Here is a 23,020-nt window from a genome sequence, read left to right as displayed (position 1 = left end):
CAACGATGTTAGATGAAATCTCCTCCAAAGAAAAAGCTGCCATCCTTATTCGTACATTAGAAGAAGGGGTGGCAGCAAAAGTCATTGAATATATGACGGCTGAGGAAAAAGAAGTATTACTTCGTGAAATCGCGAAGTTTCGTGTATATAAACCGGAAACGTTAGAAAATGTACTAGGGGAGTTCTTATATGAATTAAATGTAAAAGAATTAAACCTAGTGACTCCGGATAAAGAATATATTCGTCGCATATTTAAAAATATGCCAGAAGACGAACTAGAAAAATTATTGGAAGATCTTTGGTATAACAAAGATAATCCGTTTGAATTCTTAAATTCACTTGCGGATTTAGAACCGCTTCTTACTGTACTTAATGATGAATCGCCACAAACGATTGCGATTATCGCTTCTTATATTAAACCGCAGCTTGCTTCTCAATTAATTGAGAGATTACCAGATCATAAGCGAGTAGAAACGGTAATGGGGATTGCGAAGCTAGAGCAAGTTGATGGTGAATTAATAAATCAAATTGGTGATTTATTAAAATCAAAATTAAATAATATGGCATTTAATGCAATTAATAAAACGGATGGCTTGAAAACAATAGTAAACATTTTAAATAATGTTTCACGAGGTGTTGAAAAAACAGTCTTTCAAAAGCTGGATGAAATGGATTATGAGTTATCTGAGAAAATTAAAGAAAACATGTTTGTATTTGAAGACTTACTCGGACTTGAAGATCTTGCACTTCGTCGTGTATTAGAAGAAATTACAGATAACGGTGTTATTGCGAAAGCACTTAAAATTGCAAAAGAAGAAATTAAAGAGAAATTATTTACATGTATGTCTTCAAACCGTAAAGAGATGATTCTAGAAGAATTAGATGGCTTAGGACCGCTTAAGATGACGGATGCTGAAAAGGCACAGCAAACGATTACAGGCACAGTGAAAAAGCTAGAGAAGGAAGGAAGAATTATCGTTCAAAGAGGTGAAGATGATGTCCTTATTTAAAAACAGAATTCCGAAGAATTCTGTTTCTTTTTCTGAAGAAACGTATGAATTACAATTTCCAAAGCCAGCCGCAGTTCATATAGAAGAGGAAGAATTACAAGTTGATCATGTAGAACTTCGCGCGCAACAAGAATCGTTACATATGGAAATGAATCGACTAAGGCAAGAACAACAAATGTTAGAACGAGAGCGTCAACAGCTATTGCAAGATAAAGAACAATTTCAAATGCATATTCATGAACAAATGGAACAGATGGAAGCAGCACGTATGCAGTTTCAAAAAGAACAACAAGAAACAGCATATGAATGGACAGAGTTATTATGGGATCAATCTTTTCAACTAGCAGAAAAAATTGTAAATCAAGCAGTAGATTCGCGCGTGCTTGATGTGTTACCTATTTTAACTGGCATCGTTCAAACGTTGCCTACTTCGTTTGAAAAATTAGTCATTACAGTACATCCAGAAACATTTGAACGTATTCAAGAAGAGAAGGAAAATACGAAAGAATATTGGCTACTACAATTAGTAGAATGGAAGTATGATTTCTCCTTGCAGTTCGGTGAATTTGTTCTGGAAGAAGAGAAAGAGTTCTTTGAATTTAAATTTGCACCTATATTTGCGAAACTTCGCCAGAAATGGGAAGAGGGGAAGTTATTTGAGGAGCAAAATGTATGAATCGACTAGTAATGAATGAAAACCAAAAATGGAATACATTTATTGAAACGCCGTTTTATACGAAAGTCGGTAAAGTTCATAGTGTACAAGAACAGTTTTTCGTAGCGAAAGGGCCAAAGGCGAAAATTGGAGATGTTTGTTTCGTTGGGGAACATAATGTTTTATGTGAAGTGATTGCGATTGAAAAAGAAAACAATATGCTACTTCCATTTGAGCAAACAGAAAAAGTATGTTATGGAGATTCAGTTACACTAATTGCAGAAGATGTTGTCATACCTCATGGGAATCATTTACTCGGAAAAGTGTTAAGCGCAAATGGAGAAGTGTTAAATGAAAACGCTGAAAACATTCCATTGCAAAAAATAAAGTTAGATGCTCCGCCTATTCATGCATTTGAGCGGGAAGAGATTACCGATGTATTTGAAACTGGAATTAAATCTATTGATTCTATGCTAACAATTGGCATCGGTCAAAAGATTGGTATTTTTGCTGGATCAGGTGTTGGTAAATCTACTTTACTCGGAATGATTGCAAAAAATGCAAAAGCTGATATAAACGTTATTAGTTTAGTAGGAGAGCGTGGCCGGGAAGTAAAAGACTTCATTCGAAAAGAATTAGGCGAGGAAGGTATGAAGAAAAGCGTCGTTGTCGTAGCAACGTCAGATGAAAGTCACCTAATGCAACTTCGTGCAGCGAAACTTGCAACATCTATCGCTGAATACTTCCGAGACCAAGGCAACAACGTACTTCTTATGATGGATTCTGTTACTCGTTTTGCTGACGCGCGTAGAAGTGTTGATATTGCCGTTAAAGAGTTGCCGATCGGTGGTAAAACACTCTTAATGGAAAGTTATATGAAGAAGCTGTTAGAGCGCTCTGGGAAAACACAAAAGGGATCCATAACAGGTATTTATACCGTACTCGTTGATGGAGACGATTTAAACGGCCCTGTACCAGATTTAGCGCGTGGTATTTTAGATGGGCATATTGTATTAAAGCGTGAACTTGCAACACTTAGTCATTACCCTGCTATTTCAGTGCTAGACTCAGTGAGTAGGATTATGGAAGAAATCGTTTCGCCAACTCATTGGCAACTTGCAAATGAAATGAGAAAAATCTTATCTGTTTATAAAGAAAATGAATTGTATTTTAAATTAGGGACGATTCAAGAAAATGCAGAAAATGCTTATATTTTTGAATGTAAAAATAAAGTAGAAGGTATAAATACGTTTTTAAAACAAGGTCGATCTGATAGTTTTCAATTTGATGATATTGTTGAAGCGATGCACCATACAGTATAAGACCTCTGCCCAAGAGGTCTTATTTTTTTGTTTTTTAATATTTCACAGATTTTTTTGGAAAAAAACTATATAATAGAAAAAGAGAACGTTATAATAGGAAGGGGCTATGAAAACAGGTGGATAAGCAGCAGTACGACACGATAAAATTGCAAATAAATCAAGAAAAAGAACAGATTTTGAAAGAAGTGTATGAATTAACAGGTGAAAAAAGAAAAATAGAACAAAAAAAAGAATATGATTTATATGTTGTAAAATCGCGTAGTAAAGTCGTACAAACCGGGCAGCGTATAATGGCTGGTATGCTTTCGTCACATACGTTTTCACCTGAAAGAATAGAAGAATGGAATCGGAAAATTAAAAAAACGGAAGAATTTATTCAAAAAAATGAAAGCCTTTTAGAACAGGTAAAAGAAAAAGAACGTGTCATTGATGAGATGTATCAAGAAGGTTGTAGAAAGCTTGCTAAAGTAAGAGAAAAGCAGGAAGAAAAAATGCTTCTTGATTTGAAAATGTGTATGAATGGATGAGGTGAATATAGTGATACAGTCTGTATTACCGGTGCAACAAAGTTTACCTCCGCAAAAAGAAAAAGGGCTAGAAGTACAATCAAAAAGTGAAGATTCTTCATTCGATCGTACGATGAGAATGGAAAATAAAAAGCAGCCGAAAACGGAGAAAATGAAACGAGAAGAAGCACCAAAAGAAGAAAAAAAAGAATATATTCTTTCTAAACAATCAGTAACGAAAGAAGAGCCAATTGTAAAGAAGGAAGAAAAAAAAGAGACAGAACAGTTGTTATTAGCTGTATCTGAGCAAATGGTTGCAATTGAGCAATTACGTGTGCAACCAGAATTGTTATATCAATACATACAAAAAATACAAGAGCTGTATAAAGAATATGGAAATATAAAACTTAACGAATTACCCGCAGCAGAATTACAACAATTACAAGAATTTCTTTCAAATATGAATATCAAAAATGCTATATGTTTAGAAGATACAATGCAAATGGTATTAGATAAAGTGACGATGCCAGAGCAAACGATGCAAGTATTGAAAGTTGTAGAAACAGAAACTTGTAATATCGCAAAAAAACAAGAAGATTCCAAAGACTTAGATGTAGATCTTCCAAAAGCTGAGGGCGATGATGTAAAGATAGAGTTGCCTGAAGGTGATGTGTTAAACGATTCGAGTTCAACGGGTGCGGAGTTACTAAATAAAGCAACGGGTACGGATCAAATAGGAAAATCAAATAGTGGCGCTGAGAAAGTTACGTTACCTGACTTAGGAAAGAAAATGGAAGCACAAGTAGAAGCGTTGCAAAAATTTGTAGTGAAACAAGAGCGTGTTTTATTTCAGTTAAATCCAGAAAAACTTGGTACATTAACGGTGTTTATGAAAAAACATGGAGATCAAATTGATGTTCACGTAGAAATGGAAAAACATGATGCGAAAAAACGTGTTGAAATCATTTTTGATGAATTGAGACTGAAGTTAAAAGAAAAAGAAATCAATATTCAAATTAGCTATTCAGATAAAGATGAAAATCGAAAAGAACAGCGAGAACAAGAGCAAAGACAAAAACAAAAATTAGCAAGTACGAAACATGAAAAACAACATTCAAAAGAATTTGCGGGATTATTGGAGGAATAAAGTGTGCCAACAGTTGGATTAAATACAACGAGTACAAATCATATTCCGTTACAAGCAGGAGCACAAACAAAAAACGCATCTGTTACTGGTGCACAGTCGACAGCTCAACAAGCAAACGGAGTATCAGCAAGTACTCAAAAAACACCCGGTATTATGGATAAAGATGATTTCCTGAAACTTTTCTTAGCAAGCTTTCAACATCAAGACCCGTTTAATGCGATGGATATGAACCAAATGATGAACCAAACAGCACAGCTATCGCTTATGGAGCAAGTACAGAATATGACGAAAGCAGTAGATAAACTGCAATCAACGATGTATTCGACGGCTCTTGATGGAGGGATGAAGTTTTTAGGAAAGTACGTTAGAGGTGTAAGCAATAATGGAAAGCAAGTGACTGGTCAAGTGGAAACAGTTCGACTTGCTGAAAATAACGATGTGCAACTTATTGTTGATAATCAAGTTATCTCACTTCGTTTCATAGAGAGGGTTTCTGATAAACCGATAACAGAAACTAATCCGGAAGATGAGAAGAAAGATGATATAGAAAAAAATGAAGAGGTTAAGCAAGATTAATAAAAGGAGTGTACAAAGGTTATGATTAAAGCGTTATATACAAGTATTACAGGGATGAATGCAGCACAAAATGCATTAAGTGTTACTTCAAATAATATTGCAAATGCACAAACAGTTGGATATAAAAAGCAAAAGGCTATTTTTGATGATTTGCTATATAATAATACGGTTGGTTCACGTGGTGATGGTGCTTATGCTGGTACGAATCCAAAGAGTATTGGTAACGGTGTAAAGTTCAGTGGGACATCTACAGATTTTAGTGATGGCTCTATTACTTTAACTAGTGATAAGATGGAGACAGCGATAGAAGGAAACGGTTTGTTTTTAGTTGGTGATCGTAATGCTGGAAATGTAGAGTATACGAGAAAAGGGTCTTTTGGTGTATCGAAAGATAGCTATGTTACAAATACAGGTGGACAGTATGTACTAGGTTATGGTGTAAAAACAGGAACACAAGAAGTAGATTTTTCTTCACGACCAAGCCCAATTCATATTCCAATGGGATCAGCTGTTGGTGGGATTCAAACAGATAAAGCGACAATAGGCGGAAACCTTCCGAGAAACCAAAATGCATTATCTCACGAATTTACAGTTTTTGATGCGGAAGGGAACTCGTTAACGTTACGTGTAAATATTAAGCAAAAGACAGATGGTAAAGAAGTTGAAAAGCCGTTGGCAGGTGAATATACATATTCAGTTTCTGTAAGAAATGATTCTAAAAACGACAAAGAATTTAAGCCTATTGAAGGTATGCCGGACAATAAACCTCTTATATTTGATACATTAGGGAATTTAAAGCAAACAGATGAACCTGTACAAAAAGACCCAGTAACTGGTGAAATTACTAAAGGTGGAACGATTGATATTCCTTTTGGAAAGGGATTGAAACTGGATTTAAGTGGTTTAACAAATTATCCGACAGGGAAAACTATTTCTACAACAGAAGTAACGGGGCGCCCAGCTGCAATTGCAAATGATTATTCTATTTCTGACGGTGGTTTCGTTATGATGAAATATTCAGATGGTAGTATGAAAGTTGTAGGACAACTAGCTGTAGCTACATTCCCGAATTCAGGTGGATTAATGAAAACAGGGAATGGAAATTACGTTGCGACACCATCAGCGGGTATTCCAGGAATAGGTGTTGCTGGTGAGAATGGTGCAGGTAATGTACGAGGGTCAGCAAAAGAAAGTTCAAACGTAGATTTATCTGTAGAATTTGTTGATTTAATGCTTTATCAACGCGGATTCCAAGGAAATGCGAAAGTAATTAAAGTTTCTGATGAAGTATTAAATGAAGTTGTAAACTTAATTCGATAATATATAATAAAGAAAAATTGTAATGTAGTAGAAAGGGTTTTTTATTCGTATGACGACAAGACAAGAGCGAATTTTACAATTGCCTTTTTTCGAAAATAAACGTGAACTTGCTGAGCAAGTGTTAAAAATGGAACGAGAAGAGCATATATATTTACCGGATCACTTTGAAATCAAGCAAGTACCTGCATATTCATTTGGTGAAAAGCAATCAATTATTGGCCGTATTCATGAGTTTTATTTCGTAAGTGTTGGTAGCGAAGGAGAATGGAAGTATCAACTGTTTAAGGACGAGATGAAGTGCCGTGAGTTTTTTATTACATTATCAGGGATAACGGATCAGCAGATTGCATTTTGGTTCAATAACATCGAGTTATTGAAAAGCTCTTAAAAAGCTCTTAAAAAGCTTTTAAAAGCTTTTAAAAGCCCTTTGTTAGGTTTTGAGAGAGGACCTGGCGGTATGTGTGGTAGCGGTTAGTGCTTATGTGGGTGCTTGACCGTTGTTTAAGACCAGAGATATGAAGAGTTACTAGGTTAGTTTAAAATTTAAGCGAAGTGTAGTATGAATAATACCTGTGGTCTTAGCGTGTTAGATGGACTAATAAGTTTATTTGTGACGATAGATTTCTATAAAAGGAGAGGTGAGGAGGATGGCGCAGAATAAGTATCGCGTTACATTCATTTCGCCGAGTGAGGTTGAGCAGCGGACTGTAATGGCGGCGAGTAGTTTGCCAGATTTAATTCGTAAAGTAGAGAGTATTATTGCAGATCCGAACGGTTACTTTGTAAATGATAAAAAAAATAATTGCTATTTTAAAGTGATTAAAGAAAATGTTACGTTTATTCAATATGAGTTACTATTTTCGGATAAGGAAATTCATATTGAAAAATTAAAACATATAGCACCAGCTATATTGAAACAATTATTTAAAAAAATAAATGATCCAGAATTATATGCGCTTGCGCTACTTGATGTTGATATAGCGACGAAAGAATATGTGCTAGAAGAAATGGATTCGGAGCTAAGAATACGAGTAGAAACGGAGCTTTCAAAAAAGTGGGAAGCAATGCCGACAGAAATTGTAGGAGCGCAAGAAGTGTTATTAGAGGCACTTGCTTCGTTTATACAAGATTAAGCGTCTTTTCAAATAAATCGTTCAACTATCTATATTTTTTATATAGGTAGTTGACTTTTTCGGTTTAATAAAGCTTAATAATTAGATATACGGAATTAATGGAAGGGGAGCGACACCTTTATGTCACAAGCACAAAGTATTTTATTAGAAAGCGGAACAAATGAATTAGAGATTGTTACATATACTGTTGGTGAAAACCTATTTAGTATTAATGTAATGAAAGTACGTGAAATCATTAATCCATTCCCTGTTACAACTGTGCCAGAATCTCATCATGCAGTTGAAGGTGTTGTTCAAGTACGTGGTGAAATTTTACCTGTTATTAACTTAGCAACGGCTCTTAATTTAAAATCAACAAAGCCACTTGATCAAACGAAATTTATTATCTCTGAATTAAACCAAATGAAGGTTATTTTCCGCGTTGATGAAGTGCATCGTATTCAACGTATTTCGTGGGAACAAATTGATGAACCAGCTTCATTATCTATGGGATTAGAAGAAACAACATCTGGTATTGTAAAGCTAGATGGACAAATCATTTTGCTATTAGATTATGAAAAAATTGTATGTGAAATTAGCGGTACTGGTTATGACAATAAATCACTTGCAGGGTTAGAACAAAAAACAGATCGAGCTGAAAAAGTGATTTATATTGCAGAAGATTCAGCGATGCTTCGCCAAATATTAGAAGAAACATTATCATCAGCTGGATATACGAAAATGAACTTCTTCAGCAATGGCGCAGAAGCATTAGCACAAATTGAAAAATTAGCGAAAGAGCAAGGTGAAAAAATGTTTGAACATATACACCTGCTAATTACGGATATTGAAATGCCGAAAATGGATGGACATCATTTAACGAAAGTTGTTAAGGATAGTGAAGTAATGAATCGTTTACCGGTCATTATTTTCTCTTCATTAATTACAAATGAATTATTCCATAAAGGCGAAGCTGTAGGAGCAAATGCTCAAGTAAGTAAGCCAGATATTCAAGAGTTAATTGGTTTAGTTGATAAGTTAGTACTTTAAAAGCTTCTTTTTAGCTGGAATAGAGGAGCTAGCCATGCGTGGTGGCGGTCAGTGCCTAATAGAGCCCCATGCGATGTGAGGTCAGATATATGGAGTGGTTTTAGGTCAGTAGAAGAATAGGGCCTTTGATTGAGGGTTTGAAGAACTGATATACAACTCTATTTTTTTAGTAGGGAGGAGTGAACTAGCCACGTGTAAGTAGTACTGGCTAGTTCCTTTTTTGCATTCTATACTCTGCTGTACAGGTAGAAAGATTAAACATTTCTGGAGTGTTTGTGGCTGTATGAATAGTCTCTACTTCGAGATTTTCAATTCGTTTAATGAATAAATAGCGAGCTTGTTTATTTGAAAATATAAGAGAGCGTATTTTGGGAATATGCTAGTAAGGTTGCGTAGTAACGCAAACTTTTTCGGTGAAAATATATCCGAAATACCATATAATATAATTAATATGTAATTATACATATTAATTAAAAATAATTTTTCTATTTCTATACTTTCTATACATTTTTGTATGTTTAATATTTGACAGATAATTTCGAAATGTTATAATATGGATATGAAAAAATTGCTATTTTCTAAAAAGACATGGGAGTCAGATGAGAATTGTGAAAGGATGAGGGGGAGTGGCACAGATTATGTATCACCACACAGCAATCAATGTATTAAATCTTTTACAAAACATGTCAAATAATAAAATGAACGATGTGCAACTAGAGGAGGAATTAAAAAAAATAGAGAAACAATTCCAAGTAGAGTATGAAGAATTAGTTGATTTATATAATAGAATGGTATTATTTCAAATAGATATAGAAAAAAATGGCGGGATGCGAGCGTATGAAAAATCTACAATTACATGGCTGAAGTCTGAGTTAGAGTTACTGTATGAAGTGTATCAATTTTCCCAACGTCACGGTTTAAACATTATTAATATTTCAAAATACGTTAGTAAAAAAGAACTAAATCTTTTTCCAAAAACGGCAAGCCAATTGCAAAATACGTATTACAAATTAAAAAAATGTGAAATACCGTTTGAAAATATTGAAAAACAAAAACCAGGAAGAAAGCGAAAATATACGCCTGTAAAAGAATCAATTGTTGAAATAAAAAAAGAAAACAAAAAAGAATTTAGAAATGAAGTTCCAAATACAGAGAACGAAAAAAATCTTGTAACAGTTATATCTGGCATTGTTGATAACTTTGAAACGATTAGTCAGTGTAGTGAAAGAAAAGAGCATGAACTACATCAGTTCATGGAAGGCATCTATAAACTTTCTAGCATGGCTGCAGAGCGTTCAAAAGATGAAAAGAATGCTCGTGTACTTGAAGGTGAGTTACATGTATTACGAGCTGAAAATGAAAGACTAAAGCGAGAAAAAGGAGAGCTTGTTCATGATATAAAAGAAATGACGCATCATTTAATTCATTTCATTACGAGCTCTGATATCGATCAAATTCGCACATTGCCTTTCTTCGTAAAAGAATGTAAACAAGATTTGCATAAATTAGGGTTATATAACGCACAAGACGGTAAAATGAAAATTATGGTTGATCGTAGTGGGCAGGTTATGACTGTAACGCAGTAATAAAATTTGGGTACAAAATAAAAGGGAGATACATAGTGTATATGTATTTCCCTTTTGTTTTGTATGGAATCGTTTCAAAGAAGGAAGATGATTTTTTAAGATTGTAGTAGCTTGGAAACCATTTGCGGTATTTGATTTGCTTGTGAAACCATACTAAGTGCAACTTCAGTTAACAATTTAAACTTTAAAAAATCGCTCATTTCCTGCGCCATATCCGCATCTTCAATTCGAGATGATGCATCTGTTAGGGCCATACTTTGGCTATTTAAATTTTCAATATTAAACTGTAAACGATTCATCATAGCCCCAAGATCAGCACGATGAAGTGATACATTTTGTAAAGCCTCTTCTATTTTACGAATTGCAGCTCTTGCTTCTTGTTCTGTTGAAATCTTGATGTCATGTTGTGTAGGGGAAGGGGGAGTATGTTTCGTCATATTTACTGTATGACCAATATCATCTAACGTAACAGGACGGTTTTCATCGTCGAATACGGATAAATCATTAAACTCAGTCGTCTCACCGATATAGCCAATTTGCTCTGTTAAAGATTGAAACTCTTTATTCAGTGAATCACGGTTTTTATTTGAATTTGTACCACTTGCAGAGTGAACAGCTAAATCGTGCATACGCTTTAAAATATTCGTCACAGTTTGAAGAGCAGCTTCCGCTGTCCGAAGCATCGATATCGCATCCTCATTATTACGAATCGCCACGCGCATACCGCTCGCTCTCGCATGCATACGAGTCACAATCGCAATGTTAGCTGGATTATCACAAGCATGGTTTAACTTCTTACCAGTCGCCAAATGCTCCATCGCAACATGCATACGCTTCTCATTCTCATACAACGACTGCCTAGCATTCATACTTAAAACATTCGTACCAATACGCATAATAGATACTCCTTATAAAATTGATATAGTCAGTGTTCTAAAGCTAATAAACGGATATGGAAGGATCAAAGGGTTTGTACTTACTTTATCTTTTTGTTTTCATACACAGGACTAGGCTACAATCAGCCCTTACCGCTTCTAAATATGGATAAATCTTCTCTTCCAGCTAAGGAAAGCATTTAATCTATCTATATAGAAAAAATAAACCTCTCCGCAAGCAGAGAGGTTTATTCATGCAACTAACTCAAATGGCTTATTGTAATAATTTAGAAACCATTTGTGGAGTTTGGTTTGCTTGAGAAAGCATGCTGATACCAGCTTCGTTCAAGATTTTGAACTTAGTCATTTCAGACATTTCTTTCGCCATGTCAGCGTCTTCGATTTGAGAAGCAGAAGATGCCATAGAATTTTCTTGGCTCTTAAGGTTTGTTACGTTAAAGTCAAGACGGTTTAAAGTTGCACCAAGGTCAGCGCGGCTATTAGCAATGCTTTCAAGTGCTGCATCGATTTGTTTTACAGCATCTAAAGCTGCTGGTTTACCTGTAGCTGGAGCACCTGGAGCAGCTGGAGCAGCTGCAAGTTTAGCAAATCCGTCTTTAATTGCTGTATATGCAGTATCTTTGTTAGGTTCAGTCGCATAGTTATTTAAAGCTGCTTCAAAGTCTGTAATAGTAGCAGCATCAAAATTAGCTTTATTAGTATTCCATGCAGCTTTTAAATCGTCGACAGCTGTAGTTTTATCACCATCATTTGTAGCAACTGTTGCAGCATCAAATGCAACTTTAAAATTATTAAATGCAGTATTCATTGCTGTAACATCAGCAGTTCCGCCAGTTGCAGATGCACCTTCAATTGATAATGTATCAAGTCCTAAAGCTTTAGCTGTAGAGCTACCTAATTTAATGTCAAGTTGTTTACCAGCATCATCAGAATCTAATGTTTGGATTTTAATTGTAATATTACCAACTTGTGTATCGCCTTCACCGCTTAGTAGTGCTTTATCATTAAATTGTGTATTTTTTGCAATGTAATCAATTTGATCTTTTAATGCAGAAAACTCTTTTTGTAGAGCAGATTGGTTCTTTGCCGTGTTAGTGCCAGTTGCAGATTGGTTTGCAAGGTCACGCATACGAAGTAAGATATTTGAAACAGAATTTAGAGCAGAATCAGCTGTACGGATTAAAGAGATTCCGTCTTGTGTGTTACGAGAAGCAACGTTTAAGCCACCTTCACGTGCTTTCATACGAGTTGCGATTGCAAGGCCTGCTGCATCGTCAGAAGCGTTGTTGATACGTTTACCGCTTGATAAACGGTCCATAGCGTTGCTCATTTTTGCTTGGTTTTGGCGCATGTACTCTTGCGTACGCATGCTATTAATGTTTGTATTAATTCTCATGTTAAGAACCCCCATTTTTTTATATTGACTTTTCTGCAAATTGAAAAACGGTAATATGCGAAAAAATCAATTTCGAGATTTATTGTAATCCTTGCTACAATGGGTGTCAACTAAAAATTCGAATTAATAAATATAAAAAAATAACAGTTTAACAATTTAGTCGTTTTTTTATTACAATATTATTAAAAGGATTATTGCAAACTTTTAAAAAAAACTCTAATATTAGATTATCTTTGTTTACCGAAAAGGTGATATTATGTTAGTTGGAAATATAGTAAAAGAAGTGCTTGCATATAAGAAAGGACAAATTCAGCAAAAGCTAAGTAGTCCACAAGCATTCGTTAGTAGTCGTTTTCAAGAGAAGTTGCAGAGTGAACCTGTGAAGGAGACGAAGGGTACTGCGCAGCCGGCAAGTGTAGAGAATATGAGTCAGCCGGTACAATCTACGAAAATAGAAACGGTCGTAAATAAACCGGAACAATCTATTAATAAAGTAGAGGAAGCGAGTAAGCCTGAAGAAAAAGCTGAAACGAAGAACGTAGATGAAGTGCAAGTCGCACAAAAAGAGTTTGAACGACGTTTCCCAGAAACGAAAAATGAGGCTGCTGATACGTGGGAATTAACGAAGAAGTATAATATTCAAAAAATACGTTCTTCCAATGAGGGGAAGTATGAGGATATTATTGATCGCGCTAGCCGTACATATGGAATTCCGAAAACGTTAATTCAAAAAATGATTGAAGTAGAGTCTAATTTTAATCCGAAAACGGTGTCACATGCAGGTGCGATGGGTCTTATGCAGCTTATGCCAGCGAATGTGAAAGAGATGGGTATAAAAAATCCATTTTCACCAGCTGAAAGTATTGAGGGCGGTGTGAAAGAGTTAAGCGGTTATTTAAAGAAAAATAACGGCGACTTAGTATTGGCACTTGCTTCTTATAATGCTGGCCCTGGTAATGTGAGAAAGTACGGAGGCGTACCGCCATTTAAAGAAACGCAAGGATATATTAAAAAAATATTAAATATCGACGTTTCAAAATAAGAAATTTCATATATAGAGAGAACATGAAATTTTCGTGAACATGATATGGGAGTTGGCTAGATTTGAAATTACAAGATGATATTCCGTTAACAATTTATTTTGAAATCGGAAATACGAAAAAGAAAATTGAAGATTTGCTTCATATTACGAAAGGTACATTGTATCGTCTTGAAAATTCAACGAAAAATACGGTGCGTCTTATGCTTGAGAATGAAGAGATTGGAACCGGAAAGATTTTGACGAAAAACGGGAAGATGTACGTTGAAATCGTTGAATTGAAAAGGTAGGGAAGGGGATTGTCATGAGTGGCGAAAAATTAAGCCAAGAGCAAATTGATGCCCTGCTGAAGGCGGTAAATGAAGGCGAGGAAATGCCAGCTTTCGCACAAGAAGCAGGGAAGCAAGAGAAATTTCAAGAGTATGATTTTAATAGACCGGAGAAGTTCGGTGTTGAGCATTTACGTAGCTTGCAAGCAATTGCTTCTACATTTGGTAAACAGACGTCACAGACGTTGTCAGCGCGTATGCGTATTCCGATTGAGTTAGAGCCTTCTACGGTTGAACAAGTTCCATTCACGAGTGAGTATGTGGAGAAAATGCCGAAAGATTATTATTTATATTGTGTTATTGATCTTGGCCTTCCAGAGCTTGGAGAAATTGTAATTGAGATTGATTTAGCATTTGTTATTTATATTCATGAATGTTGGCTTGGTGGAGATAGTAAGCGTAACTTTACGATGCGCAGACCACTTACTGCATTTGAGTTTTTAACACTGGATAATATTTTTATGCTCCTTTGCAAAAATTTAGAGCAATCATTTGAAAGTGTTGTGGCGATTGAACCGAAATTTGTAACGACGGAGACAGATCCGAATGCATTAAAGATTACGACAGCGAGTGATATCATTTCATTACTGAACGTAAATATGAAAACAGATTTTTGGAATACGACGGTGCGTATCGGTATTCCGTTCTTATCTGTTGAAGAAATTATGGATAAGTTAACGTCTGAAAATATTGTCGAACATTCTTCGGATAAGCGTAAAAAGTATACGTCTGAAGTGGAAGTGAAAGTAAATCAAGTGTATAAACCTGTTCACGTTGCAATTGGCGAGCAGAAGATGACAATGGGTGAGATTGAACAAATTGAAGAAGGCGATATTATTCCGCTTCATACGAAAGTTTCGGATGAATTACTTGGTTATGTAGATGGAAAGCATAAATTTAATTGTTTTATTGGGAAAGATGGAACGCGTAAGGCGCTCTTATTTAAAAGTTTTATAGAGTAGGAGGATCCATATGAAGCATGAAGTATCTCCTGTGTCATTAATGGGATTAGAAGATTTTGCAGGAAAGCGAAATGAAGCGGGTAAAGCACATATTGATACCGTTTCAGATATTTCGATTGAACTTGGTGTAAAGCTTGGAAAGTCATCTATTACGCTTGGTGATGTGAAACAGTTAAAAGTGGGCGATGTTCTGGAAGTAGAGAAAAACCTAGGACATAAAGTAGATGTGTATTTAAGTAATATGAAAGTCGGCATCGGTGAAGCGATCGTAATGGACGAGAAGTTCGGTATTATCATTTCTGAAATTGAAGCCGATAAGAAGCAAGCTGCGCTTATGAAAGCGCAAAGTCAAATGCAAGATAAAGAGTAGAGGAGGAGTCATATGTCGTATATGACGACCTTATTTCAAGTCGTTTTACTGTTTGGTGCGCTCGGCTACGGTGCATATTATATGACGAAAAAGACGCGCAAGCAGCAGTTTTTTAAACAAGGTGAAAATGGCCATATTCAAGTAAAAGACGGCGTGTATTTAAATCATCAAACGAGTGCCTTTTTATTTGAAGTGGATGGCAAGCAAGTGTTCACTGTTATTAGTAATAACGGTGTACAATCTGTGCAATTAACAGGAACAGGAAATCAGTTTCAACAAGCGCTAGAAGACGCGGTGAAGAGTGAAACGAAAAAAGTAGAGGATCCATCATGAGAATAAAGAAACAGTTATCATTATTAGCCGTTATTTTCGTATTTTCTATCGTTTTTTCAATTGTTTTTGTAAATCCAGCGTATGCGGCCCCGAACGGTTTTATTAATTTCGAAAATGGAAAAGAGTTTACGAGTAATTCAAGTGTACAGTTATTTGCGCTCGTTACCCTATTATCATTATCTTCTTCTATCGTTCTATTATTTACACATTTTACTTATTTTATGATCGTTCTTGGGATTACACGTCAAGGACTTGGGGTAATGAACTTACCACCGAACCAAGTACTCGTTGGACTTGCACTATTTTTATCCCTCTTCACGATGCAGCCTGTACTTGGGCAGCTAAAGAGCGATGTTTGGGATCCGATGACGAAAGAGAAAATAACAGTAAGTCAAGCTGCGGAGACGACAGCTCCGATTATGAAAGAGTATATGTCAAAGCATACATATAAGCATGATTTAAAAATGATGCTGAAAGTGCGCGGAGAAGAGTTGCCGAAAGATTTGAAAGATCTTTCCTTATTTACGCTCGTACCATCCTTTACGTTAACGCAAATCCAAAAAGGGTTGTTAACGGGGATGTTCATTTATTTAGCGTTTGTATTTATAGATTTGATTATTAGTACACTTTTAATGTACCTCGGGATGATGATGGTACCGCCGATGATTTTAAGTTTACCATTTAAAATACTCGTTTTCGTATATTTAGGTGGATATACAAAAATCGTCGACATTATGTTTAAAACGGTCGCCTGAAGCGTTTGATGCTATGTGATAGGAGTCATATAAATGAATACGTCACCAATTATAGATATTTTTCAAACCTTTTTTTATAAAGGGGTTATGATTTTAATGCCGGTTGCCGGTGTTAGTATGATTGTCGTTATTATTATCGCTGTCATTATGGCGATGATGCAAATTCAAGAACAAACGCTGACGTTTTTACCGAAAATGGCGAGTATTGTACTCGTTATTATCATTTTAGGTCCGTGGATGTTTCAAGAGTTAACGACGCTTATTTTAGATTTATTTGATAAAATCCCATCGCTATTGCGTTCGTACTAAGATAGGTGAACTGAAATGAATATGGAATTATGGGCGGTGACGTTTTTTGCGTTTTGCCGCATTACTTCATTTTTATATTTTTTACCGTTTTTCTCAGGTCGATCCATTCCAGCGATGGCAAAGGTTACAGTTGGACTTGCTCTTTCGATTACAGTGGCCGATCAAGTTGATGTCTCTCACGTAAAGACAACTTGGGACGTTGCAGCTTATGCAGGTACGCAAATTGTAATCGGATTATCGCTTTCAAAAATTGTAGAAATGCTGTGGAATATTCCAAAAATGGCAGGGCATATTTTAGACTTTGATATCGGTTTATCACAGGCAAGTTTGTTTGATGTAAATGCGGGTTCACAGTCTACTTTACTTTCAACCATTTTTGATATATTTTTTCTCATTATTTTTATTTCACTTGGCGGCATTAATTATTTCGTTGCCACGATTTTAAAGTCGTTTCAATATACAGAGGCGATTTCAAAATTGCTGACGACTAGTTTCCTAGATAGTCTACTCGCAACGTTATTATTTGCGATTACATCAGCGGTTGAAATTGCTCTTCCGCTTATGGGAAGTTTGTTCATCATTAACTTTGTTTTAATTTTAATCGCAAAAAACGCTCCGCAATTAAACGTTTTTATGAATGCGTACGTCATTAAAATCACATGTGGTATTTTGTTTATTGCGATGAGTGTACCGATGCTCGGTTATGTGTTTAAAAATATGACGGATGTATTGCTTGAGGAATATACGAAACTATTTAACTTTTTCTTGACGAAGTAGGGGGACGCGCATGGCAAAGGATAATAAAACAGAAAAGGCCACCCCGCAGAAGCGTAAGAAATCGCGTGAAGAAGGGAATATTGCCCGGAGTAAAGATTTAAATAATTTATTTTCCATACTAGTATTAGCAGTTGTCGTTTACTTTTTCGGAGATTGGCTCGGATATGAGATTGCGAATTCTGTAGCGGTGCTGTTTGATCAAATTGGAAAAAATACAGATTCAACTGAGTATTTTTATTTGATGGGGATTTTATTACTAAAAGTATCCGCGCCAATATTAATACTCGTATACGCTTTTCATTTATTTAATTATATGATTCAAGTCGGTTTCTTATTTTCTTCTAAAGTCATTAAGCCGAAAGCGTCACGTATTAACCCAAAAAACTATTTTACGAGATTGTTTAGTCGTAAAAGTTTAGTAGATATTTTGAAATCACTATTTTATATGGGATTAATCGGTTACGTCGCTTACATTCTGTTTAAAAAGAATTTAGAGAAGATTGTTAGTATGATTGGATTTAACTGGACTGCGTCACTTACTGAAATTATTAGGCAAATTAAATTTATCTTTTTAGCTATTTTAATTATATTAATTGTTCTTTCTATTATTGATTTTATTTATCAAAAATGGGAGTACGAACAAGATATTAAGATGAAAAAAGAAGAAGTAAAAAGGGAGCATAAAGATAATGAAGGGGACCCGCAAGTAAAGGGAAAGCGAAAAAACTTTATGCATGCCATCTTGCAAGGGACAATTGCGAAGAAGATGGATGGTGCAACATTTATTGTAAACAACCCGACTCATATTTCGGTCGTACTTCGGTACAATAAACAGGTTGATGCGGCGCCAATTGTCGTTGCAAAAGGGGAAGATGAGCTCGCATTATACATACGAACGCTTGCCCGCGAACAAGAAATACCAATGGTGGAAAACCGTCCGCTTGCTCGTTCTTTATATTATCAAGTCGAGGAAGATGAGACGATTCCAGAAGATTTATACGTAGCTGTAATTGAAGTTATGCGCTATTTAATTCAAACGAATGAACTTGAAGTATAATAGCGCGGTTGGAGGAGATCTCTTGTGTTTAAGATAGATTCTGCAAGAACCTATTTTTCTATCTTTTTAGCAGCGTCATTCGTAGTGGCGCTCTTAATTCCACTTCCACCATTTATACTTGATATCGTTATCGTTTTTTTACTAAGTATGTCAGTGCTTATTTATATGCGAGCAACAAGTATTAACGAGTGGGATGAATTAAAGTCATTTCCGACGATGCTGTTATTAATCGGGATTTTCCGCGTATCGATTAACGTATCGACGACGCGAGCGATTTTGACAGACGGAAATGCGGGGCATGTTATTGAAGAGTTCGGTCAGTTTGTTATTGGCGGGAACTTATTAATTGGTATCGTTATTTTCATAGTATTAATCATATTCCAGTTTATCGTTGCAAACGGTGCATCTCGTACAGCTGAAGTTGCAGCTCGTTTTACACTTGATTCTTTACCCGGGAAACAAATGTCGATCGATGCTGATTTAAACCAGCGTATTATTACTGAAAAAGATGCACAGGCAAAACGAAAGAAATTAAATATGGAAACAGAGTTTTACGGAGCGATGGATGGTGCCGGAAAGTTCATTAAAGGGGACGTTATTTTCGGGATTGTCATTTTATTCGTAAACATTATTTTCGGTTTAATTGTCGGGATGATGCAGCAGGGCATGAGTTTTGCTGAAGCAGCTATTCATTATACACAGCTAACTGTCGGTGACGGAATCGTAAACCAAATCGGTTCGTTAATGCTTGCGATTTCAACTGGGATTATCGTAACGCGTGTATTTGATGGTTCATCTGATACAGTAACAGAAGGTATCTTTAAAGAGTTATTAGCACATGAAGTTGTTGTATATGCGCTTGGTGGTTTATTTATTGCGATGGGTATTTTCACTCCGCTACCATTTCTACCGTTTGCTCTTGTTGGTGGAACAATTATTTTCTTAGGAATTCGTAATAAAAACCGAATAAAGAAAGAAAAAGAAGACGAGCTTCAAAAAGAATTAGAAATGATTCAAGGCGAAGATGAGCAACTGCAACAAGTGGAAGATTCATTCGGAGTATTTACAGATAAATATCCAATTATAGTAGAACTCGGTTTAGATTTAGCAGCCCTTGTAAAGCAGAAGATTAACGGGGAAACAGCTCGTGATAAAGTTGTTCTTATGAGGAAGTCGATTATTACCGACCTTGGTATTAACGTTCCTGGCATTAACTTTAAAGATAATACGAGTTTTAGACCACGCGGACGTTACATTATTCGTATTAAAGGTGCGAAGGCAGCTGAAGGTGTTTTGAAATCAGGTTATTTATTAGCACTGAAAACACCGAATGTAATGGCCGATTTAGATGCAGAACCAGCGAAAGATCCGATTTTCGGTGAAGATGGATATTGGATTTTAGAACATATGGTACAAGATGCACAAATGAAAGGCTATCAAGTATTAGAGCCGCTTAGCATATTAATTACACATTTAGATGTTATCGTTAGACGTAATCTTCATGAATTAATTCAGCGTCAACATGTAAAAGACTTAATTAACTCGCTTGAAAATGATAACGGTGTTTTATTAGAAGAGATTAAGAAGAAAGAAATCGACTTATCACTCGTTCAAAATGTTATTAAACAATTGCTAAAAGAGGGTATTTCTATTCGTGATTTACCAACTATTATCGAAGGTATTATTGACGGAAAAGAAATTTATCAAAATCATGTCGACGGTGTAACGTCATTCGTCCGTGAATGTATTTCAAAAGTGATTTGTGAAAATGCGAAAAATCCTGACAGTAAAATATATGCGGCGCTCTTCTCAGATTCAATAGAGTTAGATGCGGATGTTGTAAATAATTCATACCAAGGTTACTTATTAAACTGGGATTTAGATTTAGAAACACGTGTTGTTGAACAAGTACAGCGTGTCTTTAAACAAGCTCGTTTAATGGGAAGAGAACCAGTATTATTAACGCGTAGAAAGGATTTCAGATTTGCGATTGTAAGACTTCTTGAGCGTTATCAAGTAGAAGCGCAAGTACTTTGTATTAGCGAATTAGCACCGGAAATTGTTGTAGATCAAATTGCCTATATTGAATAGTAGGGGGTGAAGTAATGGAAAGTACAGAAAAGAAAGAAGCGTTGATGCGAATAAAAGCAGCTTCAAAAAATGAATTGTATCGAAAGTTATTTGACCAATATGGTACAGATTATTATTACGTTGTCGATGAAAGTGTAAAACGAAATATCCCGTTTTTTTGGAAAAAGAATTATGAAATGTTAGTTGCTTTTCCAGAGGATAAACAGGAAGAAGTGAATGTAGGCACAGCTCAATTTCATGAACAACTAATGGATGTTGTAAATGATTCTTCAGAACAAATTGTGAAGGCGAACGGAATTCAATCGGTACTGCACAATTTAGAAAACGTGACGACTTCTATGTCATATGCGGCGATGCAAACAGGAAATAGTGAAGAATGGACAAGAAAGAAAGAGAAACTATTAAAGCTGTTTGAAAAAGGTATCGTCGTTGTGAAACAGACGGAAGAAACGAAAGTAACGGAAAAGCAAAAAACTGTGAAAAAAGTCGTTCCCGTTAAGAAAGAAGAAGTGGTTGTAAAGAAAGAAAAGCAAGAATCTGTACCTTTTATTATTCAAAAGGTAATTCGCATGCTAGAGCAAAACGATGTAGAACAATATTTCATTCATGCATATGCTGAAAAGTTAAAAGTGAAGTTTGAGAATGCGACGATGATTACAGAAGAAGAAGTGATCGGATACATATTGGAAGATATGAGATCTCATTTCAATACGGAAAACGTTTTTGAAAAAGAAGTGCAAACAATTGCATTAATCGGTCCAACTGGAGTTGGAAAAACGACGACTCTTGCGAAAATGGCATGGCAGTTTCACGGTAAGAAAAAAACGGTCGGTTTTATTACGACAGATCATTCGCGCATTGGAACAGTACAGCAACTGCAAGATTACGTCAAGACGATTGGATTTGAAGTAATCGCTGTACGTGATGAAGCTGCAATGACAAGAGCGCTTACGTATTTTAAAGAAGAAGCGCGCGTCGATTATATTTTAATTGATACCGCCGGAAAAAATTATCGTGCGTCAGAAACAGTAGAAGAAATGATTGAAACGATGGGACAAGTAGAGCCAGATTACATTTGTTTAACGTTATCAGCTTCGATGAAAAGTAAAGATATGATTGAAATCATTACGAACTTTAAAGATATTCATATTGATGGTATCGTATTTACGAAATTTGATGAAACAGCAAGTAGTGGTGAATTATTGAAAATTCCAGCAGTATCATCGGCTCCAATTGTATTAATGACAGACGGACAAGACGTGAAGCAACATATACATATCGCTACAGCTGAACATTTAGCGAAACAAATGTTGCAAACATCATAGAAAAGAGGTGAAGGATAAGGCAACTGCCTTATTCAAACGAGTATGAACGGTCTTTATATAGGTTCTATGGGTATGATGAATTACATGCAGCGCATTAATGTTCATTCGAATAACGTTGCAAATGCTCAAACGACAGGATTTAAAGCAGAAAATATGACTTCTAAAGTATTTGATGTACAAGACACATATCGCCGCGGAGATGGGGCTGTGACAAATATCGGTTCGACTGATTACGCTGTAGTACCAGCCGCAACGCATGTGAACTTAGTACAAGGAAATATACAAATGACAAATAGTGATACAGATTTCTTTTTAGATGACGGTACGGCCGGCACAGCTTCGTTTTTCGTTACATCTAAAAATAATGAAACGTTTTTAACGAGAGACGGTAGTTTTACATTAAATAGTGATCGTTACCTGCAAACAACTTCAGGCGCTTTCGTAATGGGAGAGAATAATGAACGTATTCGTATTCCAGAAGGAGCAAAAGTAGCTGTACAAGCAGACGGTACGTTATATGATGCAGTAACACAAAATAATATTGCCCGCCTGCAAACAAAAACAGTAGGTGCAGAAGCGAATAATCGTCTCGTACAAAGAGAGAACAAAAGCTTTACACTAGCAGAAGGAAACATTGCTGATTTACCGAACGGAGTAGGGACAGTAAAAAATCATATGCTAGAAAATTCAAATGTAGATATGACGAAAGAGATGGCTGATCTTATGACGGATCAAAAAATGATTTCAGCGTCACAACGCGTTATGACTTCATTTGATAAAATTTATGAAAAAGAAGCGAACGAAATATTGAGATAGGAGACTTTCCTTAGCGGAAGTCTTTTTTTATTGCTTTTATTACAGTTACATCATAAAATGATAATGATTATCAACATCGTTATTGTGAGGATAGAATTTCATAATGATAGCAATGTTTATTTAACTAAGTGAATTAAAAAAGGGGTAACTAACTGTTACGATTTATTTAACCAATTATAACCAAAGTTAATTAAATATATCAGCAAGCCCTGCTAGTCAAGTGATTGGCTAGTAGTGAGGGTTAACTGCGGGCAATCCCTAAAGCTGATTGAACTACAACG

Annotated in this window: 25 protein-coding genes; 23 read left to right on the top strand and 2 right to left on the bottom strand. The window is 35.7% G+C overall.

What is annotated here, in order from left to right:
• Positions 1–5 precede the first annotated feature (5 nt).
• From JDS99_RS18520 to JDS99_RS18470, 11 genes are all read left to right on the top strand, one after another.
• Entirely contained in the window at positions 6–1,010 is a 1,005-nt protein-coding gene (locus JDS99_RS18520; RefSeq protein ID WP_000883360.1) for a flagellar motor switch protein FliG, read from the top strand.
• Positions 997–1,686, top strand: a complete 690-nt coding sequence (locus JDS99_RS18515; protein ID WP_098857530.1) for a FliH/SctL family protein — start codon at positions 997–999, stop codon at positions 1,684–1,686. The genes JDS99_RS18520 and JDS99_RS18515 overlap by 14 nt, the downstream gene beginning before the upstream one ends.
• Complete coding sequence (gene fliI, locus JDS99_RS18510; RefSeq protein WP_098857529.1) at positions 1,683–2,987, top strand: flagellar protein export ATPase FliI; 1,305 nt, start codon at positions 1,683–1,685, stop codon at positions 2,985–2,987. Before JDS99_RS18515 ends, fliI begins: the two co-directional genes overlap by 4 nt.
• A 116-nt stretch (positions 2,988–3,103) precedes the next feature.
• Positions 3,104–3,514 (top strand): cytoplasmic protein, encoded by a 411-nt coding sequence (locus tag JDS99_RS18505; protein ID WP_098857528.1) that lies wholly within the window; start codon positions 3,104–3,106, stop codon positions 3,512–3,514.
• Positions 3,515–3,524: 10 nt separating this feature from the next.
• Complete coding sequence (locus tag JDS99_RS18500) at positions 3,525–4,640, top strand: flagellar hook-length control protein FliK (protein WP_141555629.1); 1,116 nt, start codon at positions 3,525–3,527, stop codon at positions 4,638–4,640.
• A gap of 3 nt (positions 4,641–4,643) precedes the next feature.
• Positions 4,644–5,216 (top strand): flagellar hook assembly protein FlgD, encoded by a 573-nt coding sequence (locus JDS99_RS18495; RefSeq protein WP_098857526.1) that lies wholly within the window; start codon positions 4,644–4,646, stop codon positions 5,214–5,216.
• 21 nt (positions 5,217–5,237) lie between these two features.
• Positions 5,238–6,536 carry a flagellar hook protein FlgE gene (gene flgE / locus JDS99_RS18490; protein ID WP_078183430.1) on the top strand — a complete coding sequence of 433 codons (1,299 nt, stop codon included), beginning with the start codon at positions 5,238–5,240 and terminating at the stop codon, positions 6,534–6,536.
• A 49-nt stretch (positions 6,537–6,585) separates the two neighbouring features.
• Positions 6,586–6,924: a DUF3964 family protein gene (locus tag JDS99_RS18485; RefSeq protein WP_098857525.1), complete on the top strand. Its 339-nt coding sequence runs from the start codon at positions 6,586–6,588 to the stop codon at positions 6,922–6,924.
• 259 nt (positions 6,925–7,183) lie between these two features.
• A complete protein-coding gene (locus JDS99_RS18480) occupies positions 7,184–7,669 on the top strand; it encodes a hypothetical protein (RefSeq protein WP_000068318.1) in 486 nt (161 codons plus the stop codon).
• A 120-nt stretch (positions 7,670–7,789) separates the two neighbouring features.
• Positions 7,790–8,698, top strand: a complete 909-nt coding sequence (locus tag JDS99_RS18475) for a chemotaxis protein (protein ID WP_000075958.1) — start codon at positions 7,790–7,792, stop codon at positions 8,696–8,698.
• 638 nt (positions 8,699–9,336) lie between these two features.
• Positions 9,337–10,284: a DNA-binding domain-containing protein gene (locus JDS99_RS18470; RefSeq protein ID WP_199695497.1), complete on the top strand. Its 948-nt coding sequence runs from the start codon at positions 9,337–9,339 to the stop codon at positions 10,282–10,284.
• A 95-nt stretch (positions 10,285–10,379) separates the two neighbouring features.
• Here the strand turns inward: JDS99_RS18470 and JDS99_RS18465 are convergent, their stop codons facing one another.
• Positions 10,380–11,180, bottom strand: coding sequence for a flagellin N-terminal helical domain-containing protein (locus JDS99_RS18465; protein ID WP_199695473.1), 801 nt, complete (start codon positions 11,178–11,180; stop codon positions 10,380–10,382).
• Between the two features lie 253 nt (positions 11,181–11,433).
• Positions 11,434–12,576, bottom strand: a complete 1,143-nt coding sequence (locus JDS99_RS18460; protein WP_199695472.1) for a flagellin N-terminal helical domain-containing protein — start codon at positions 12,574–12,576, stop codon at positions 11,434–11,436.
• 256 nt (positions 12,577–12,832) lie between these two features.
• On the opposite strand from JDS99_RS18460, the gene JDS99_RS18455 reads away from it, so the two are divergent.
• From JDS99_RS18455 to JDS99_RS18400, 12 genes are all read left to right on the top strand, one after another.
• Positions 12,833–13,618, top strand: a complete 786-nt coding sequence (locus JDS99_RS18455) for a lytic transglycosylase domain-containing protein (protein ID WP_199695471.1) — start codon at positions 12,833–12,835, stop codon at positions 13,616–13,618.
• Positions 13,619–13,680: 62 nt separating this feature from the next.
• A complete protein-coding gene (locus JDS99_RS18450; RefSeq protein WP_000775712.1) occupies positions 13,681–13,905 on the top strand; it encodes a flagellar motor switch protein FliN in 225 nt (74 codons plus the stop codon).
• A gap of 14 nt (positions 13,906–13,919) precedes the next feature.
• Entirely contained in the window at positions 13,920–14,906 is a 987-nt protein-coding gene (fliM, locus tag JDS99_RS18445) for a flagellar motor switch protein FliM (RefSeq protein ID WP_199695470.1), read from the top strand.
• A 10-nt stretch (positions 14,907–14,916) separates the two neighbouring features.
• A complete protein-coding gene (fliN, locus tag JDS99_RS18440; protein ID WP_000680010.1) occupies positions 14,917–15,276 on the top strand; it encodes a flagellar motor switch protein FliN in 360 nt (119 codons plus the stop codon).
• 12 nt (positions 15,277–15,288) lie between these two features.
• Positions 15,289–15,609 carry a hypothetical protein gene (locus JDS99_RS18435; RefSeq protein ID WP_000121176.1) on the top strand — a complete coding sequence of 107 codons (321 nt, stop codon included), beginning with the start codon at positions 15,289–15,291 and terminating at the stop codon, positions 15,607–15,609.
• On the top strand, positions 15,606–16,364 hold the full coding sequence (locus tag JDS99_RS18430) for a flagellar type III secretion system pore protein FliP (protein ID WP_001220587.1): 759 nt from the start codon (positions 15,606–15,608) through the stop codon (positions 16,362–16,364). Before JDS99_RS18435 ends, JDS99_RS18430 begins: the two co-directional genes overlap by 4 nt.
• Before the next feature lie 33 nt (positions 16,365–16,397).
• Positions 16,398–16,673, top strand: coding sequence for a flagellar biosynthetic protein FliQ (locus JDS99_RS18425; RefSeq protein ID WP_001098085.1), 276 nt, complete (start codon positions 16,398–16,400; stop codon positions 16,671–16,673).
• Positions 16,674–16,688: 15 nt separating this feature from the next.
• Positions 16,689–17,450: a flagellar biosynthetic protein FliR gene (locus tag JDS99_RS18420; protein WP_199695469.1), complete on the top strand. Its 762-nt coding sequence runs from the start codon at positions 16,689–16,691 to the stop codon at positions 17,448–17,450.
• A gap of 10 nt (positions 17,451–17,460) precedes the next feature.
• Entirely contained in the window at positions 17,461–18,507 is a 1,047-nt protein-coding gene (gene flhB, locus JDS99_RS18415) for a flagellar type III secretion system protein FlhB (protein WP_098093107.1), read from the top strand.
• A 24-nt stretch (positions 18,508–18,531) separates the two neighbouring features.
• Positions 18,532–20,598 carry a flagellar biosynthesis protein FlhA gene (gene flhA, locus JDS99_RS18410; protein ID WP_199695468.1) on the top strand — a complete coding sequence of 689 codons (2,067 nt, stop codon included), beginning with the start codon at positions 18,532–18,534 and terminating at the stop codon, positions 20,596–20,598.
• A 14-nt stretch (positions 20,599–20,612) separates the two neighbouring features.
• The gene (gene flhF, locus JDS99_RS18405; protein ID WP_199695467.1) at positions 20,613–21,923 is read left to right on the top strand and encodes a flagellar biosynthesis GTPase FlhF; all 1,311 of its coding nucleotides are present in this window, start codon (positions 20,613–20,615) and stop codon (positions 21,921–21,923) included.
• Between the two features lie 42 nt (positions 21,924–21,965).
• A complete protein-coding gene (locus tag JDS99_RS18400; protein WP_097891682.1) occupies positions 21,966–22,739 on the top strand; it encodes a flagellar basal-body rod protein FlgG in 774 nt (257 codons plus the stop codon).
• Positions 22,740–23,020 lie beyond the last annotated feature (281 nt).

The organism is Bacillus cereus group sp. N6 (assembly GCF_016483705.1).
Lineage (GTDB): Bacteria > Bacillota > Bacilli > Bacillales > Bacillaceae_G > Bacillus_A > Bacillus_A wiedmannii.
This window is presented reverse-complemented; position numbering and strand designations above follow the sequence as displayed.

Bases quoted from the DNA above. Each gene is read 5' to 3' on its own strand.
- flgE (WP_078183430.1), top strand. From the start codon at position 5,238: ATGATTAAAGCGTTATATACAAGTATTACAGGGATGAATGCAGCACAA.
- flhF (WP_199695467.1), top strand. From the start codon at position 20,613: ATGGAAAGTACAGAAAAGAAAGAAGCGTTGATGCGAATAAAAGCAGCT.
- JDS99_RS18485 (WP_098857525.1), top strand. From the start codon at position 6,586: ATGACGACAAGACAAGAGCGAATTTTACAATTGCCTTTTTTCGAAAAT.
- JDS99_RS18520 (WP_000883360.1), top strand. From the start codon at position 6: ATGTTAGATGAAATCTCCTCCAAAGAAAAAGCTGCCATCCTTATTCGT.
- JDS99_RS18470 (WP_199695497.1), top strand. From the start codon at position 9,337: ATGTATCACCACACAGCAATCAATGTATTAAATCTTTTACAAAACATG.
- JDS99_RS18480 (WP_000068318.1), top strand. From the start codon at position 7,184: ATGGCGCAGAATAAGTATCGCGTTACATTCATTTCGCCGAGTGAGGTT.
- JDS99_RS18455 (WP_199695471.1), top strand. From the start codon at position 12,833: ATGTTAGTTGGAAATATAGTAAAAGAAGTGCTTGCATATAAGAAAGGA.
- JDS99_RS18465 (WP_199695473.1), bottom strand. From the start codon at position 11,180: ATGCGTATTGGTACGAATGTTTTAAGTATGAATGCTAGGCAGTCGTTG.
- JDS99_RS18460 (WP_199695472.1), bottom strand. From the start codon at position 12,576: ATGAGAATTAATACAAACATTAATAGCATGCGTACGCAAGAGTACATG.
- JDS99_RS18475 (WP_000075958.1), top strand. From the start codon at position 7,790: ATGTCACAAGCACAAAGTATTTTATTAGAAAGCGGAACAAATGAATTA.
- JDS99_RS18430 (WP_001220587.1), top strand. From the start codon at position 15,606: ATGAGAATAAAGAAACAGTTATCATTATTAGCCGTTATTTTCGTATTT.
- JDS99_RS18515 (WP_098857530.1), top strand. From the start codon at position 997: ATGTCCTTATTTAAAAACAGAATTCCGAAGAATTCTGTTTCTTTTTCT.
- JDS99_RS18425 (WP_001098085.1), top strand. From the start codon at position 16,398: ATGAATACGTCACCAATTATAGATATTTTTCAAACCTTTTTTTATAAA.
- fliI (WP_098857529.1), top strand. From the start codon at position 1,683: ATGAATCGACTAGTAATGAATGAAAACCAAAAATGGAATACATTTATT.
- fliN (WP_000680010.1), top strand. From the start codon at position 14,917: ATGAAGCATGAAGTATCTCCTGTGTCATTAATGGGATTAGAAGATTTT.
- fliM (WP_199695470.1), top strand. From the start codon at position 13,920: ATGAGTGGCGAAAAATTAAGCCAAGAGCAAATTGATGCCCTGCTGAAG.
- JDS99_RS18420 (WP_199695469.1), top strand. From the start codon at position 16,689: ATGAATATGGAATTATGGGCGGTGACGTTTTTTGCGTTTTGCCGCATT.
- JDS99_RS18435 (WP_000121176.1), top strand. From the start codon at position 15,289: ATGTCGTATATGACGACCTTATTTCAAGTCGTTTTACTGTTTGGTGCG.
- JDS99_RS18400 (WP_097891682.1), top strand. From the start codon at position 21,966: ATGAACGGTCTTTATATAGGTTCTATGGGTATGATGAATTACATGCAG.
- flhB (WP_098093107.1), top strand. From the start codon at position 17,461: ATGGCAAAGGATAATAAAACAGAAAAGGCCACCCCGCAGAAGCGTAAG.